This window comes from Duffyella sp. Ts4 (assembly GCF_051851875.1).
GTDB lineage: Bacteria > Pseudomonadota > Gammaproteobacteria > Enterobacterales > Enterobacteriaceae > Duffyella > Duffyella gerundensis.
In genome coordinates this window covers 19,876-34,068 of the sequence record NZ_JBLYPN010000013.1, presented here as the reverse complement: position 1 = coordinate 34,068, position 14,193 = coordinate 19,876, and the positions used below count along the sequence as shown (strand labels likewise).

Sequence of the window (14,193 nt, the reverse complement as noted above, 5' to 3'; positions counted from 1 at the left end):
CGTACTGCCCGATAAAACCGCGCATCTGTTGCGCGGCCCCGCTACTGTTATTTGCACAGCCGGTTTACGCTATGAGCGCTGTCTGGAAAATTTCTCTCTGCATCGCCCTCTGGCGGCGGCAATGGCGCTACTGCTATAATCGCGATCACCGGCCTTTTACGGCCCTTGATTGTGATTCTGCTACGGCATTTCGCCGATTCAGGCAGACATTTTTGGCACGGATAGCCTTCAATACGCATGATGCTAATGCTGCCCAGGCCAAAAATGACAAGTCGATAAACCAACGGAAATTTTATGTTAAACAGCTTGCTTGTCATTGTGTTGCTGATTGCGGTCAGCTCCTTTTTCTCCCTGTCGGAAATCTCCCTCGCGGCCGCGCGCAAAATTAAACTGAAGCTGCTGGCGGACGACGGCAATATCAACGCACAGCGCGTCCTGAAGATGCAGGAAACGCCCGGTATGTTTTTTACCGTGGTGCAGATTGGCCTGAACGCGGTGGCGATTCTTGGCGGTATCGTCGGCGATGCGGCATTTTCACCGGCGTTCTATTCCCTGTTTATCCGCGTCGCCGATCATGAACTGGCCGAACAGCTCAGCTTTATCTGCTCATTCACCGTGGTCACCAGCTTCTTTATTCTCTTCGCCGACCTGACGCCAAAACGTATCGGCATGATTGCGCCCGAGGCGATCGCCCTGCGCATTATCAACCCAATGCGCTTCTGCCTGTTTATAATGCGTCCGCTGGTCTGGTTTTTTAACGGTATGGCGAACAGCATTTTCCGCCTGTTTAAGATTCCAATGGTGCGCAAAGACGACATCACTTCCGATGATATTTATGCGGTGGTGGAAGCGGGTGCGCTGGCTGGCGTGCTGCGTAAGCAGGAACATGAGCTGATTGAAAACGTGTTTGAGCTGGAATCGCGCACCGTCCCCTCTTCGATGACCTCACGTGAAAATATTGTCTGGTTCAACCTGCATGAAGATGAAACCAGCCTGAAGACGAAAATCGCACAGCATCCGCACTCCAAGTTTCTGGTCTGCAACGATGATATCGACCATATCGTCGGCTATGTTGATTCCAAAGAGCTGCTGCTACGCGTGCTGGGTAATCAGAGCATGGCGCTAAGCAGCGGCGTACAGATTCGTGCGGCGCTGATCGTGCCCGATACCCTGACGCTGTCCGAAGCGCTGGAAAGTTTTAAAACCGCCGGTGAGGATTTTGCGGTGATCATGAATGAATACGCGCTGGTGGTCGGCATTATTACGTTGAACGATGTAATGACCACGCTGATGGGCGATCTGGTGGGCCAGGGGCTGGAAGAGCAGATTGTTGCCCGTGATGAGAACTCATGGCTGGTTGAGGGCGGCACGCCGATTGACGACGTGATGCGCGTGCTGGATATCGACGATTTCCCGCAGTCAGGCAATTACGAAACCATTGGCGGCTTTATGATGTTTATGCTGCGTAAAATCCCGAAACGCACCGATTTCGTGAAGTTCTCTGGCTACAAATTTGAAGTGGTGGATATCGACAGCTACCGCATCGATCAGCTGTTGGTAACACGCATTGATGCCCGGCCAACCACGCTTAGCGTGCTGAAAAGCGAAGAGCCAGAATAACGCTGTTATCTGCGGCGAGCATCAGCGCCGACGCAGATAAAAAAGGCCGGGGAGCATCCCGGCCTTGCTAAATTGGCTCTCGCCGTTAAACCGTAAACGTATTGAGTTCTTCTTCCAGTGACAGCGGATTACCGACTATATCCACCTTCACCTGCAAGCCACTTTCGCTGCTCAGCAACAAATCATCGGCGTTTAGCGCCAGCGTCGAATCGCCAGCAGCGACCTCAGCACCATGGCCGAACAGCGTCTCATTGCTTGCAACCAGCAGCGGATCGCTTTCCACCTCATAGCCGCGCGCCATTGAACGGGAGAAGGCTGGCGCTTCCGCCTGCACGTTGATGTTCACCGCGTTGCTGGTGTTATGCTCGGTCATCGCGCGCACCTGGTTGATGCCGTTATCCAGACTCTCAGTGATTTCCAGTGTCCAGCTACCGCTGCCGTTGGCGACGGTGCTGCCCAGAATCTGGTCTCCGCTATAGAGCGTAACCACTTCATTGGCGCCTGCGGTGCCGCTGAAGGTTGGACGCGCATCATCCGTTTCTTTGCCCTGTGAAATGGCACCCTGCCTGTTGACGTTGTCATAGGCGCGATTGATATTCACAGCGGCATAGCCTGGATTATCAACGTTGATCACGAAGTCATTGCTGGTATGCGTGTCGGTTTTCGCCACCACGTGATGCACCACACCCTGACGTAACGGCGTGGTGATTTCCAGCTCCCACCAGCCGTCGTCACCGGCGATCACGCTGCCCAGTACCACGTTGTCGCTGTAGAGCGTGACCAGCTGGCCAGGCGCGGCGCTGCCGTCAAACAGCGGACGCGTGTCATTGGTGCGCTCGGCACCGCTATAGCTTTCCGCTGCGGCGGCGTTGCCAATAAAGTTGATGCCACCAACATCATCCAGCGCATAATCGTTGATGATCAGCAGATTGCCCGCTTCCGGCGCTTCCGGTGCGTCAACTGACATCGTAAAGCCCGCGCTCTTCTTCGAGGCGGTTTCAGCCACCAATTGCACATGACCGTTGGCAATATCCACTTCCGGCGTAAGCACCCAACGTCCATCATGACCGGCGACGGCGCTGCCGATCAGCATTTTGCCAGCCTGACTGTTTGCGTACACGTTTACGATTTCACCGACACCGGCTACGCCGCTGATGGTCGGACGCGCATCGCCAGAAATCTTGAAGGTGTCGGAGTTGTTGAAGCCGCCCGTGCCGTCATCAACCTGGGTAATAGCCAGCAGCGCATCGGCCGCCGGAATATAGTTCAGCCAGATACCGTTGCTCCATTGAGTCGCGGTTTCTGCGGTGTAGCTTTCCAGACCTTTAACTAAATCGACTTCTGGCTTGATCGTCCATTGGCCATGCTGATCAGCAAAGGCACTGCCAATCGCTTCATAAGCCATGTTGTACAGCGTCACCAGCTGATATGCGCCTGCACGCCCGCTGAAGGCAGGACGCGGATCGTCAATATTATCGCGATTACCCGCGACGCCGGTTTTACCGACGTTATCGAACACCTGAGTAATGGTCACCGGCGTATTGTCAGCAGCCGCTCTCGCCAGCGGAGAGATTTGGCTGGCCGCTTCCTGCACGTCCTGCACTTCCTGCACCGCAGCGGGCTGCGGTGCGTTAACGTTCAGCGTAAAGCCCTTGCTGTGCTTTGAAGCCGTTTCGGCTACCAGCTGCTGATGACCATTTCTCAAATCGGCCAGCGGTGTCACCGTCCAGCGTCCTTCTTCATTTGCTACCGCGCTACCAATAAGCACTTTGCCAGCCTGCGTGTTGGCATACACCGTTACCAGCTCGCCGACACCTGCATGACCACTGATTGGCGCACGCGGATCGTCGACCATTTTAGGCTGGTGAGAAGAATTATAGATTTTGGCATAGTCGCCGACGTGGTCTTCAACGAAGGTAATTTCCAGCGGAAAGTCAGCCGCCGGTTTGTAGATAAACTGAAAGCCAGTGCTCCAGCGGGTCGCGGTTTCTGCGGTAATGCCCTGCGGTCCCTCAGGCAAATCAAATTCTGGCTGGATGCGCCAGTGACCTGCGGCATCCGCATAGGCGCTGCCCAGAGCGTCGCCAAGGTGATCATAAAGTGTGACCAGCTGGTTAGCACCCGCACGACCCAGGAACATTGGGCGCGGATCGTCAATGGTGCTGTTATGCGTCACGGTGCCGGTCTTGCCGATGTTATCGATAACCTGAGTAATGGTCACTGGTGCATTGGCTGCGGCCATGCGCGGCGCCGCAGGTGAAGTTGTCTGGGTAATGTTCAGAGTCGAGGTGTTAAGAGAAAAATCGCTCAGCGGCAATGCGCCAGCCTGTGCGTCGGTTGCTGCATTTTTACCGCTATCGGCACCGTTATTTTTCATGTTGCTATTCCTTTTTATAAGCATAAAAAACCGCTTACGTTATAAAAGGCACGGGCAAAGATTGCGTGAGGAACGGTCTCGAAAGAGAATGATAACTCTGACAGCGTGAAAAGCGACATGGCGGGATGAAGAACAGAAAAGCGCAGAAACAGCGGTTATAAGCCAAACGTGGAAATTTCCGTATAAAGCAATAAACAGGGCGCCCAGCAGGCGCCCAATATTGCTAGCCAAAATCAGCCTGTAAACGCATGACCTGGCGGTTTACTTCTGACATCACGCTAAAGTGCTGTTTATCCTTAACGCGCGGCAGCAAAATCTTTCCTTTATCGAACTCAAACGCGCCTACGTCCTTGATATACAACCGCCCTTTAAACAACGTTTTGACATATTTGGCGACCTGCAAGGGATTGTAACGCTGAAAAATCTTCATACTGCTTATACTCCTGAACAGTGTTAACTACGCTTCGCCGTTACCAAAAGGGGGGCAACAAGCCCGTGAAGCGCAAAGTGGGATAACTATAGATCACGCTGAATTTTTGTGTGCCCGAAAATAACCTTTTTTACTGAATTGACACACAATTACAGAACACTCCGTTACCTGGCAGCTACAACCCAGTATAAACCTTCACTTTTAGCACCATTGTGCTCTGTGCCGCAAAGTCAGCATGCCTTAACGACTGCGGCATGATGCCGGGGAAATATTGCAGGAAAATGACGGATAAAAAGGGAATCTGGTGGGAGCATGATTTGTACAAAACGCAGCACTGACAACCTTCGCAGCGGAACAGGCTGCCTGCCAGTGAGTATGAAGGGGATAAAAAAAGGCGACCTACTGGCCGCCTGGTTTATTCAGAACATGGAGACGCGAAAGCCCGGATTAAGGAAAGATTCGCGCGGCGTATAATCCAGCGTTTGTCCTTTCCAGTCATGAACATGCGCACCAGCCGCAATGGCCACCGCATGACCCGCGCCGGTATCCCAAATATTGGTCGGCCCAAAGCGTGGATAGAGCTGCGCTTTACCTTCAGCAACCAGGCAAAATTTCAGCGAGGAGCCGATCGAAACAGTCTGGTGCTCACCCAGTTGCGCCAGATATTCTTTTAGCTCCGGATCGCTGTCGGCATGGGAACGGCTAATCACCACCAGCGGCGGGCGCGCGTCAGCGACATGAATCTGCGTTTTATGCCCGCCCTCTTCTTTCCACGCTTTGCCGTCGGCGGCGGAATACAGTACATCCAGCACCGGCGCGTAGACCACGCCCATCACCGGTTTGCCGTGCTCAATCAGGGCGATATTCACCGTGAACTCGCCGTTGCGCTTGATAAACTCTTTGGTGCCATCCAGCGGATCAACCAGCCAGTAACGCTGCCAGTGCTGGCGTTCTTCCCAACTCGCAGGATCCTCTTCGGACAGCACCGGCGTTTCCGCATCCAGCTCGCGCAGGCCCGCAATAATGATGTGATGTGCTGCAATATCCGCAGCGGTGACCGGAGAATCATCGCTCTTGTGCGTGATATCTGCCGGTGTTTCGCCGTTATAGACCTGCATGATTGCGTCGCCCGCCTTGCGGGAAAGTTGGCAAATTTGCTCTAACATGGTTCACCTCGTTTAAGTAGCCGTCTGCGCCGCGCTGGGCATACAGCGGTTAACAGGTTCACTTAGTGAGCATAGCATTTCGCGCCATGGTCACCGCTCGCGCCTGTCCTGGGCGGTTATCTATTCTAATTGATAATGTTATCAACAGCATAGTTATCTGTATTCATAATGCTGCCCTCTGCTAACCGCGGATCGTTCTCAGCGCTTATCGCCCTCAGGCGGCAATTCGCGCATTAATCCTACAATGATCACATTTTAATGAGATAAATAACCTCGATTGCAGTGAAATTTGCGATGTTGATGGCCTGGAAAAATCTGATTAAGGAGAGGGACATGTTTAAACCCGGTATCACGCTGCTGGCGCTGGCGGTCACCGCTGCAAGCCATGCGGCCACGGTTGACCTGCGCATCATGGAAACCACCGATTTACACAGCAACATGATGGATTTCGATTATTACAAAGACACACCAACCGAGAAGTTTGGCCTGGTGCGCACCGCCACGCTGATCAACGCCGCGCGCGCCGAGGTAAAAAACAGTGTTTTAGTCGACAACGGCGATATCATTCAGGGCAGTCCGCTCGGCGATTATATGGCAGCGAAAGGGCTGGGCAAGGATGAGGTGCATCCGGTTTACAAAGCGATGAACACCCTGGATTACAGCGTCGGTAACCTCGGCAACCATGAATTCAACTATGGCCTCGACTACCTGCACAAGGCGCTGAGCGGCGCGCATTTTCCTTATGTGAACGCCAATATCATCGACAGCAAAACCCACCGGCCGCTGTTTACGCCTTATCTGATCAAAGCCACCACGGTGACCGATCGCGCCGGCAAAACCCACAGGCTGAATATTGGCTACATCGGCTTTGTGCCGCCGCAGATCATGGTCTGGGATAAGGCGAACCTGGAGGGCAAAGTTACCGTTAACGACATTACCGAGACCGCACGCCATTACGTGCCGGAAATGCGCAGCAAAGGCGCCGATATTATCGTGGCGATTCCGCATTCTGGCCTGTCCAGCGAGCCTTACCACGCGATGGCAGAGAACTCGGTTTACTATCTCAGCCAGGTGCCTGGCATTGATGCCATTATGTTTGGCCATGCGCACGCCATCTTCCCGAGCGATGAATTTAAGGCGATAAAAGGCGCTGACATTACACAGGGCACGCTGAACGGCGTACCGGCGGTGATGCCAGGGATGTGGGGCGATCACCTCGGGGTGGTGGATCTGGTGCTGGAGAGCAAAACCGCGGGCGGCTGGCAGATCAGCAGCGGCAAAGCGCAAGCGCGGCCGATTTATGACAAGGCGGCGAAGAAGTCGCTGGCCGGAGAAGATCAGGCGCTGGTAAATGTGCTGGCCGATGCGCACAAGGCGACGCGCGACTTCGTCGCCAAGCCAATTGGCCGCTCCGCCGACGTCATGTACAGTTATCTGTCACTGATTCAGGATGATCCGACGGTGCAGATTGTGAATAATGCGCAGCGTGATTACGTTGAGCGTTTTATTCAGGGCGATCCCGACCTGGCGCGTTTGCCGGTGCTCTCCGCGGCGGCCCCTTTCAAAGCGGGTGGGCGTAAAAACGATCCCGCCAGCTATGTTGAAGTGGAAAAAGGCGCGCTAACCTTCCGTAACGCCGCCGATCTCTATCTCTATCCCAACACGCTGGTGGTGCTGAAGGTCACCGGCGCCGAGGTTAAAGAGTGGCTGGAGTGCTCAGCCGGGCAGTTTAATCAGATCGATACCACACGCACTGAGCCGCAGTCGCTGATTAACTGGGATTTCCGTACCTACAATTTTGATGTGATCGATGGCGTTGATTATCAAATCGATGTGACGCAACCCGCGCGTTATAACAACGACTGCAAGCTGATCAATGCTGGCGCGTCACGAATTCATCAGCTTACCTTTAACGGCAAGCCGATCGATCCGGCAGCGACGTTTCTGGTGGCGACCAATAATTACCGCGCCACTGGCGGCAGCTTTGCCGGGACCGGTGAAAGCCATATCGCCTTTGCCTCGCCGGATGAGAACCGATCGGTGGTCGCGGCGTATATCAGCGCGCAGACCAAAGCGCACGGCGAAGTACATCCGCAGGCGGATAATAACTGGCGACTGGCGGCGATAAACAGCAGCACGCCGCTGGATATTCGTTTTGAAACCGCACCGGGGGAGAAGGCGACGCGCTTCATTAAGGATTACGCGCAGTATCCGTTACAACCTAAGGGCAATGATGCGATTGGTTTTGCGCTGTGGCAGGTGAATTTACAGCAGCCGAAGCCCTGACAGCCGGTGACACAATGACAAAAGCCAGCGTTTCCGCTGGCTTTTTTATCGGCTGTCTGCAAGGAATTACAGGATTTCCAGCAGCTCAACTTCAAACACCAGCGTGCTGAATGGTGGAATCGAGGCACCTGCGCCACGTTCGCCATACGCCAGGTTTTGTGGGATGACCAGCTCCCATTTGGAACCCACTGGCATCAACGTCAGCGCTTCAATCCAGCCGGCAATCACGCCGCTGACCGGGAACTCAGCTGGTTCGCCACGCGCTACCGAGCTGTCAAACACGCTGCCGTCGATCAGCTTACCGGTGTAGTGCACGCGTACGCGATCCTGGCGGGAAGGAATCGGGCCATCGCCCTGCTTGATTACGCTGAACTGCAGGCCAGACTCGGTGCTGCTGACGCCTTCACGCTTGATGTTTTCTTCGAGGAACTGCTGACCTTCCACGGCCATCGCCTGCTGGCGATCGCGACGCACCGCATCGGCACGCTCGTGGATTTCACGCAGCGCACGGTGCACAACGTCAACCGGCACCGCTGGCGCATTCCCTTCCAGCGCATCGCGCAGGCCCGCAAGCAGCGCTTCCGGCTGTAAGCCCTCTAAACCGGACTCCTGCAACTGCTGGCCAACCTGTAAACCGATTCCGTAACTTGCTTGCGCTTCAACGCTGTCAAAAGAAGGGGTGGTCATTGCATTTCCTTTCATCATTGAAAATTTCAGAAGGCGCAGCATAACAGTGCAGGCGCTGAGGGTAAAATGCCACGTGGGAAAGATGACTTTTGCCCGCGAAAAGTAAACAATAGCGGCGTGCTAATTTATCAATAATGACAGGCACTTCGCGTTAACATTACCCATACTGTAATCATACCGGTTGTTTTCGCCTTCTATCGCACTGCGTCATAACAAGAGAGTTTACATGGGCCGAATTGCCCCTAAAAAACGGAAATCAGCGCAGTCTGTGCCGCTGATGCAAAGAATCACCCAGTTAGTCCGCCCGCACCGCGAGGAGGAAACCATGCCCAATGCCGCATCATCCCGTACGCCACAGTGGGCGTTACGCGTCTGGCATCTGACGGATAATTTGCGCTGGATGGATCCCCTGCCCGCCATGCACCGGCGCGGCATTGTGCTGGCGTTAATCGTGCTGCTGGTGGCCATTCTCTGGCCTGCACCCACCACGCGCTATCCGGTGGAACAGCCGGTCACGCCGTCGCGCGAGGTGCCGATGCAGGCTGAGTTGCAGGGCAAGGCTCCCGCAGCACCGGCGGCGAAAGCGGACAGCCAGGGCGCCTGGCGCAGCTATCAAATCGCTTCCGGGCAGACGCTGGCGCAGCTGTTCCGTGACAATAATCTGCCGGTAAACGATGTGTTTGCCATGGCGCAGGTTGAGGGCGACGATAAACCGCTGAGCACCCTGCGCAGCGGGCAGCAGGTGAAGATTCGTCAGGATGCACAGGGCGTGGTCACTGGCCTGACGATTGAGACCGACAATGGCCCGGTGTTGTTTACTCGCCAGCCAGACGGTTCCTTTCTTCGCGCGCAGTAATTCTTGCGTCAGCGGACGATGGCGCTCTGCCTACTCTCCCGCCCGCTCTCTTTATACGCCTTATGGCGCAGATCGCATCTCCGGCAGCACCCGCCGAATCGCAGGCAATAAAAAACCCGGCCGAAGCCGGGTTTCTTGTCGAACGCAATCAGGCAAGCCTGACGCCATTCTTAACGCAATTACTTCGCAGCAACCACGTTCACGATCAGTTTCGCAGTCACATCGCTGTGAACCTGGAACTCAACTTCGTGCTCACCAGTGGTGCGCAGAACACCGTTTGGCAGACGAACTTCGCTCTTAGCTACTTCAACGCCTGCTGCAGTTACTGCATCAGAAACGTCGCGAGCGCCGATTGAACCGAACAGTTTGCCTTCGTCGCCTGCTTTAGACGCGATGGTAACGGTGCCCAGTGCGTTGATTTTCTCAGCGCGTTCGTTTGCAGCGCCCTGTGCGTCAGCCAGTTTGGCTTCCAGCTCAGCGCGACGTGCTTCAAAAAACTCAACGTTTTTCTTGGTAGCAGGAACAGCTTTGCCCTGTGGTACCAGGAAGTTACGAGCGTAGCCCGCTTTAACGTTAACCTGATCACCTAAGACGCCCAGGTTTGCTACTTTATCAAGCAGAATAACTTGCATTACCTTATCCTCTCAAAGTCGTTAATGGACAGTGACCGATTACTGATGACGATCAGTGTACGGCAGCAGAGACAGGTAACGCGCGCGCTTGATAGCACGAGCCAGCTGACGCTGGTATTTAGCACGAGTACCGGTGATACGGCTTGGAACAATCTTGCCGCTTTCAGTGATGTAGTTTTTCAGCGTTGCGATATCTTTATAATCGATCTCTTGAACGCCTTCCGCGGTGAAACGGCAGAACTTGCGACGACGGAAATAACGTGCCATTAGGCTAGTCTCCAGAATCTATCAATTCAATCTGCTCGGCATGTAACACCAGTTTACTGAGGCCATTGCGTGCCTGATGGCAGCTAATAAAACCTTCAAGACTGAGTTGCGTGCCGACCGTTATATGTTGAGTAATGACCTGATGGTGGCTGCCGCTAATAATAACAGGCAATCGACACCAGGCTTGCCGGCTGAAACCGGCCTCTTCCTGCTGCGAGCGGTGCTCAAGCACAAACTGGCAGTGTGGAATACCGGACGGGCTCACTTTTCGCACTGGCGTCTTGCACACGGTGCCAGACAGGCGCAGTCGATTTGCCGTCACGGTTGATTACTCTTCAGAATCCCCAGCATCCGAATCATCCGAGGTTTCGTTGGCGAAATCTTCACGGCGATCACGGCGCTCGTCTTTCGCTTTTACCATCGGAGATGCTTCGGTAACCGCGTTTTTAACGCGCATAACCATGCTGCGGATAACGGCGTCGTTGAAGCGGAAGTTTGTTTCCAGCTCATCGATAGCAGACTGCGGTGCTTCAACGTTCAGCAGAACGTAGTGGGCTTTGTGCAGTTTGTTGATCGGGTAAGCCAGCTGACGGCGGCCCCAGTCTTCCAGGCGGTGGATCGTACCTTCTGCGCCAGTGATAGCTGCAGAATAACGCTCGATCATGCCAGGAACCTGTTCGCTTTGGTCAGGATGAACCATAAATACGATTTCGTAATGACGCATCGAATTTGCTCCTTACGGATTATTCAGCCTCCTGTCGGGGTCAACCGCGGCCCATGGAAGCAAGGAACGTTGTAGGCTGTGTCTCAGAATGGTTGGCGAATCACCAGCGATTCTGAGACACAGCCCTGTAATGCGGCTGAAAAATTGACGCGTAATAATAGGGATTCCAGGCCATAAACACAAGCAGCATTACTGCTCAAAGCGGATTTATCGTGCGGGTCAGCGCCAGGCGGATGCTATCCGTCGCCTGGCCACTAAGTTGACATCAGAGAGAGTGGGTAAAAAAATCCACGGCGGCGGAGAGCGCGGCGGGCGTAATTTTGTGGCCGATCTGTTTCTCGGTCAGCCAGGTGAGCTGCGTATCCAGCGACTGCGCGCGCAACGCCTCCTGCAGACGGACGCTTTCGGTGGCTGGCACCAGCTCATCCGCCTCGCCGTGCCAGAGCAGCAGCGGACGATTACCGAGCGCGGCAAGATGCTGACTGGGATCGTAATCTGCCAGCGGCGCCATGCGCGCGGCAAAGTCGGGATGTGAGGCGGGCAACGGCGGAAACAACGTCTGACTGAGCGACATAAACCAGGCCGAGCCCATCAGGCAGGCTACGCTGTGAAGCTGCGGATAACGCGCCATTGCTCCCAGCGCAGTCATGCCGCCCATCGAGGCGCCCGCGACCGCCAGTTTGCCCGGCGCGACCATCCCCTGCGCCTTCAGCGCCCGTTCCAGCAGCGGAAGCTCATCAATATTGTGTCTGAGAATGTCCCAAAAATGGTGCAGCCGTGCCTCGCTGTCGCCATCGTAACGTGCACCGTGTCGGTCTGCATCTGGCATAACGACGCGAAAACCCGCCTGAGCCAGCGCCACGGCAAAGTAGCTGTAAACCTCTTTCGACGAGGTAAAGCCGTGATAAAACAGAATGGTGGGCAGCGGCAGCGCACGTTGTCCGGCGGGTGCCGCGTGCAAACATTCAATGCCAGCCCATTGCTCAACAGCCAGTTCAATCATTCTCTTTGCCTCTATTTCTTTGCTTCCGTATCAACAGGCATCAGGACGCTCACACAATGCGACCCCGATCACACTTTAATCGCGATAAATAGTTCTTTGATCTGCGTCATTGACGCTAAATTTTTTAATGTAACTGCCGTTAATCGTACTTTAACAATGCGATTAAAAGGTAAACAAATGAAGCGTCTCTCTCTCAGCGCCATGAGTCTTGGCTTTAAGCTGTCGGTAATGACGTCTTTGAGCGTGGCCGTGTTGGTTTTTATTTTCACGCTCGCTTTAAGCCAGAATGCAGCAAAGCAGTTACAGCAGCTCTCCGTAGAGAATATGCAAAATCAGGTGAAAGGCATGGGTGAAATGGCAGAGATGTTCAATGCCACGCTCAATGAAGAGGTCAGTAGCTATACCCAACTGTTCAGCAGTTTCCTGCCAAAAAAGTTCAGCCGTGATGAAAGCTCCCGCGTAATCGTCGGTAATGAATCAACACCCACCCTGCGCGCCGGACTGAAAACCCTGAATCTCGATCAAACCGCGGTGGATGATTTCCTGGAGCGCACCCACGCCGTTTCCACCATTTTTGTGCGCGATGGCGATGACTATATTCGTATCGCTACCTCGCTGCTGAAAGAAGATGGCAATCGCGCAATTGGCACACGGCTCGATCGCCAGAGCGCCGCCTGGAAAGCGGTATCGGGCGGCACGGTTTATCGCGGTCTCGCTACGCTGTTTGGCAAACGCTACATCACGCAGTATCAACCGGTTAAAGATGCCGGTGGGCAGGTGATCGGCATTCTGTTTGTTGGCGTGGAGATCAGCGCCCAGATTCAGCTAATGCGCGGCAAAATTCTTGAACGTTCGCTGGGCGACAGCGGTCACTTCTTTGTGCTGAATGGCGCCGCAGGCAAAGCGCACGGGCAATATCTGTTTGATCGTCAGCTGGAAGGCAAGCTGCCGGACTGGTCGGCCGATACCCAACGCTCTCTGATGGAACAACCTGTGGGTACGCAGATCGCCGAACATCGCGGCGAGCAGCAGTTTCTGGCATGGCAAAAGATGCCGGGCTGGGACTGGATTATCGTTGGCGAAGTCAGTCGCGACGCGTTACTGGCACCGATCAATCACACGCGCAATCTGTTCCTGCTCGGCGGGCTCAGCATTGTAGTGCTGTTTGCGGTGAGCTTTATCTGGATCTGTCGTCGCTGGCTGACGCAGCCGCTGAACCAGGTGATCGGCCTGGCGCAGCAGTATGCTGCCGGTAATTTGCAGGCCAGCCTGGCCACCCGCCGCGAGGATGAAATCGGTCAGCTGATCGTTGCCATTAATGGCATCGGCAACGGTCTGGCGCAGATCGTGGCGCAGGTGCGTGGCGCAGCACAGGAGATCAGCGACGGCACCGATGCGATTGCAGCGGGCAGTGGCGACATCAGCGAGCAGATTAACCGTCAGGCGAGCAGCGTTGAAGAGACCTCCGCCAGCATGGAGCAGTTGGGTGCCACGGTAGAACAGAACGCCGACAGCGTGCGCCAGGCGCTGGCGTTGGTGGCGGAAACGGCAACCGCCGTGCATCACGGCGGCGAAACGGTATCGCGCTCGGTGAGCACCATGTCAGCAATCAAAGTCTCCTCGCAAAGCATTGCCGATATTACCCAAGTGATCGAATCGATCGCCTTCCAGACCAATATCCTGGCGCTGAACGCCGCGGTGGAAGCCGCGCGTGCCGGCGAACAGGGCAAAGGTTTTGCCGTAGTGGCGGCAGAAGTGCGTGCGCTGGCACAGCGCAGCGCGCAGGCGGCCAAAGAGATCGACACGCTGATTGAGGCGTCGATTAGCCACGTTACCGAAGGCAACCGCCTCTCGGCAAATACTCAGCAGGCGATGGAAAATATTGTGGTGCGCGTTGAGCAGATCAAAGCGCTAATGGGAGAGATCAACGTGGCGTCGCAGGAACAGGCGGCGGGCATCGGCCAGGTTAATCTGGCAATGTCCCATATTGGCCAGGCAACTCATCACAACAGTGAACTGGTGACACGCTCTGAAGAGACGGCGCAGGCGCTAAGCCAGAAAGGCCATCATCTGACACAGCTGGTAAGCATATTTAGCCTGAAACAGTAATGCCCGCGCGGGGATGTTTTACACTTATCTTTTCAT

General features: G+C 54.8%; 13 protein-coding genes. 4 read left to right on the top strand and 9 right to left on the bottom strand.

All coding sequences use genetic code 11. The features are described from left to right. Positions 1-294: 294 nt before the first annotated feature. Positions 295-1,620 carry a hemolysin family protein gene (locus tag ACJY2L_RS16215; RefSeq protein WP_439214076.1) on the top strand — a complete coding sequence of 442 codons (1,326 nt, stop codon included), beginning with the start codon at positions 295-297 and terminating at the stop codon, positions 1,618-1,620. An 85-nt stretch (positions 1,621-1,705) separates the two neighbouring features. On the opposite strand, the gene ACJY2L_RS16210 is transcribed toward ACJY2L_RS16215, so the two are convergent. From ACJY2L_RS16210 to cysQ, 3 genes are all read right to left on the bottom strand, one after another. Beyond that, positions 1,706-3,997: an Ig-like domain-containing protein gene (locus ACJY2L_RS16210; protein WP_439214075.1), complete on the bottom strand. Its 2,292-nt coding sequence runs from the start codon at positions 3,995-3,997 to the stop codon at positions 1,706-1,708. 223 nt (positions 3,998-4,220) lie between these two features. Then, positions 4,221-4,427 (bottom strand): DUF1107 domain-containing protein, encoded by a 207-nt coding sequence (locus tag ACJY2L_RS16205; RefSeq protein WP_067433935.1) that lies wholly within the window; start codon positions 4,425-4,427, stop codon positions 4,221-4,223. A gap of 419 nt (positions 4,428-4,846) precedes the next feature. Beyond that, entirely contained in the window at positions 4,847-5,593 is a 747-nt protein-coding gene (cysQ, locus tag ACJY2L_RS16200; protein ID WP_067433938.1) for a 3'(2'),5'-bisphosphate nucleotidase CysQ, read from the bottom strand. A gap of 333 nt (positions 5,594-5,926) precedes the next feature. Between cysQ and ACJY2L_RS16195 the strand changes: the two genes are divergently transcribed. Further along, the gene (locus ACJY2L_RS16195) at positions 5,927-7,879 is read left to right on the top strand and encodes a bifunctional 2',3'-cyclic-nucleotide 2'-phosphodiesterase/3'-nucleotidase (RefSeq protein WP_439214074.1); all 1,953 of its coding nucleotides are present in this window, start codon (positions 5,927-5,929) and stop codon (positions 7,877-7,879) included. Positions 7,880-7,945: 66 nt separating this feature from the next. Here ACJY2L_RS16195 and fklB read toward each other — a convergent pair whose 3' ends face one another. Further along, a complete protein-coding gene (gene fklB / locus ACJY2L_RS16190) occupies positions 7,946-8,566 on the bottom strand; it encodes an FKBP-type peptidyl-prolyl cis-trans isomerase (RefSeq protein ID WP_067433943.1) in 621 nt (206 codons plus the stop codon). A gap of 226 nt (positions 8,567-8,792) precedes the next feature. Between fklB and ACJY2L_RS16185 the strand changes: the two genes are divergently transcribed. Beyond that, positions 8,793-9,422, top strand: a complete 630-nt coding sequence (locus ACJY2L_RS16185) for a LysM-like peptidoglycan-binding domain-containing protein (protein WP_439214073.1) — start codon at positions 8,793-8,795, stop codon at positions 9,420-9,422. Between the two features lie 179 nt (positions 9,423-9,601). Here the strand turns inward: ACJY2L_RS16185 and rplI are convergent, their stop codons facing one another. The 5 genes from rplI to yjfP all read right to left on the bottom strand — a co-directional run bounded on the left by rplI (position 9,602) and on the right by yjfP (position 12,048). Beyond that, positions 9,602-10,054, bottom strand: a complete 453-nt coding sequence (gene rplI / locus ACJY2L_RS16180) for a 50S ribosomal protein L9 (protein WP_067433954.1) — start codon at positions 10,052-10,054, stop codon at positions 9,602-9,604. Between the two features lie 39 nt (positions 10,055-10,093). Further along, a complete protein-coding gene (gene rpsR / locus ACJY2L_RS16175) occupies positions 10,094-10,321 on the bottom strand; it encodes a 30S ribosomal protein S18 (RefSeq protein ID WP_000135199.1) in 228 nt (75 codons plus the stop codon). A gap of 4 nt (positions 10,322-10,325) precedes the next feature. Beyond that, a complete protein-coding gene (priB, locus tag ACJY2L_RS16170; protein WP_071852532.1) occupies positions 10,326-10,643 on the bottom strand; it encodes a primosomal replication protein N in 318 nt (105 codons plus the stop codon). Between the two features lie 6 nt (positions 10,644-10,649). Continuing rightward, on the bottom strand, positions 10,650-11,045 hold the full coding sequence (rpsF, locus tag ACJY2L_RS16165; protein WP_067433961.1) for a 30S ribosomal protein S6: 396 nt from the start codon (positions 11,043-11,045) through the stop codon (positions 10,650-10,652). 265 nt (positions 11,046-11,310) lie between these two features. Beyond that, entirely contained in the window at positions 11,311-12,048 is a 738-nt protein-coding gene (gene yjfP, locus ACJY2L_RS16160) for an esterase (RefSeq protein ID WP_439214072.1), read from the bottom strand. A 177-nt stretch (positions 12,049-12,225) separates the two neighbouring features. On the opposite strand from yjfP, the gene ACJY2L_RS16155 reads away from it, so the two are divergent. Beyond that, positions 12,226-14,157: a methyl-accepting chemotaxis protein gene (locus tag ACJY2L_RS16155; RefSeq protein ID WP_067433967.1), complete on the top strand. Its 1,932-nt coding sequence runs from the start codon at positions 12,226-12,228 to the stop codon at positions 14,155-14,157. Positions 14,158-14,193 lie beyond the last annotated feature (36 nt).

What these genes read in the sequence shown, in the direction of transcription:
- ACJY2L_RS16215 (WP_439214076.1), top strand. Translation starts at nt 295, where the DNA reads ATGTTAAACAGCTTGCTTGTCATTGTGTTGCTGATTGCGGTCAGCTCC.
- ACJY2L_RS16210 (WP_439214075.1), bottom strand. Translation starts at nt 3,997, where the DNA reads ATGAAAAATAACGGTGCCGATAGCGGTAAAAATGCAGCAACCGACGCA.
- ACJY2L_RS16205 (WP_067433935.1), bottom strand. Translation starts at nt 4,427, where the DNA reads ATGAAGATTTTTCAGCGTTACAATCCCTTGCAGGTCGCCAAATATGTC.
- cysQ (WP_067433938.1), bottom strand. Translation starts at nt 5,593, where the DNA reads ATGTTAGAGCAAATTTGCCAACTTTCCCGCAAGGCGGGCGACGCAATC.
- ACJY2L_RS16195 (WP_439214074.1), top strand. Translation starts at nt 5,927, where the DNA reads ATGTTTAAACCCGGTATCACGCTGCTGGCGCTGGCGGTCACCGCTGCA.
- fklB (WP_067433943.1), bottom strand. Translation starts at nt 8,566, where the DNA reads ATGACCACCCCTTCTTTTGACAGCGTTGAAGCGCAAGCAAGTTACGGA.
- ACJY2L_RS16185 (WP_439214073.1), top strand. Translation starts at nt 8,793, where the DNA reads ATGGGCCGAATTGCCCCTAAAAAACGGAAATCAGCGCAGTCTGTGCCG.
- rplI (WP_067433954.1), bottom strand. Translation starts at nt 10,054, where the DNA reads ATGCAAGTTATTCTGCTTGATAAAGTAGCAAACCTGGGCGTCTTAGGT.
- rpsR (WP_000135199.1), bottom strand. Translation starts at nt 10,321, where the DNA reads ATGGCACGTTATTTCCGTCGTCGCAAGTTCTGCCGTTTCACCGCGGAA.
- rpsF (WP_067433961.1), bottom strand. Translation starts at nt 11,045, where the DNA reads ATGCGTCATTACGAAATCGTATTTATGGTTCATCCTGACCAAAGCGAA.
- yjfP (WP_439214072.1), bottom strand. Translation starts at nt 12,048, where the DNA reads ATGATTGAACTGGCTGTTGAGCAATGGGCTGGCATTGAATGTTTGCAC.
- ACJY2L_RS16155 (WP_067433967.1), top strand. Translation starts at nt 12,226, where the DNA reads ATGAAGCGTCTCTCTCTCAGCGCCATGAGTCTTGGCTTTAAGCTGTCG.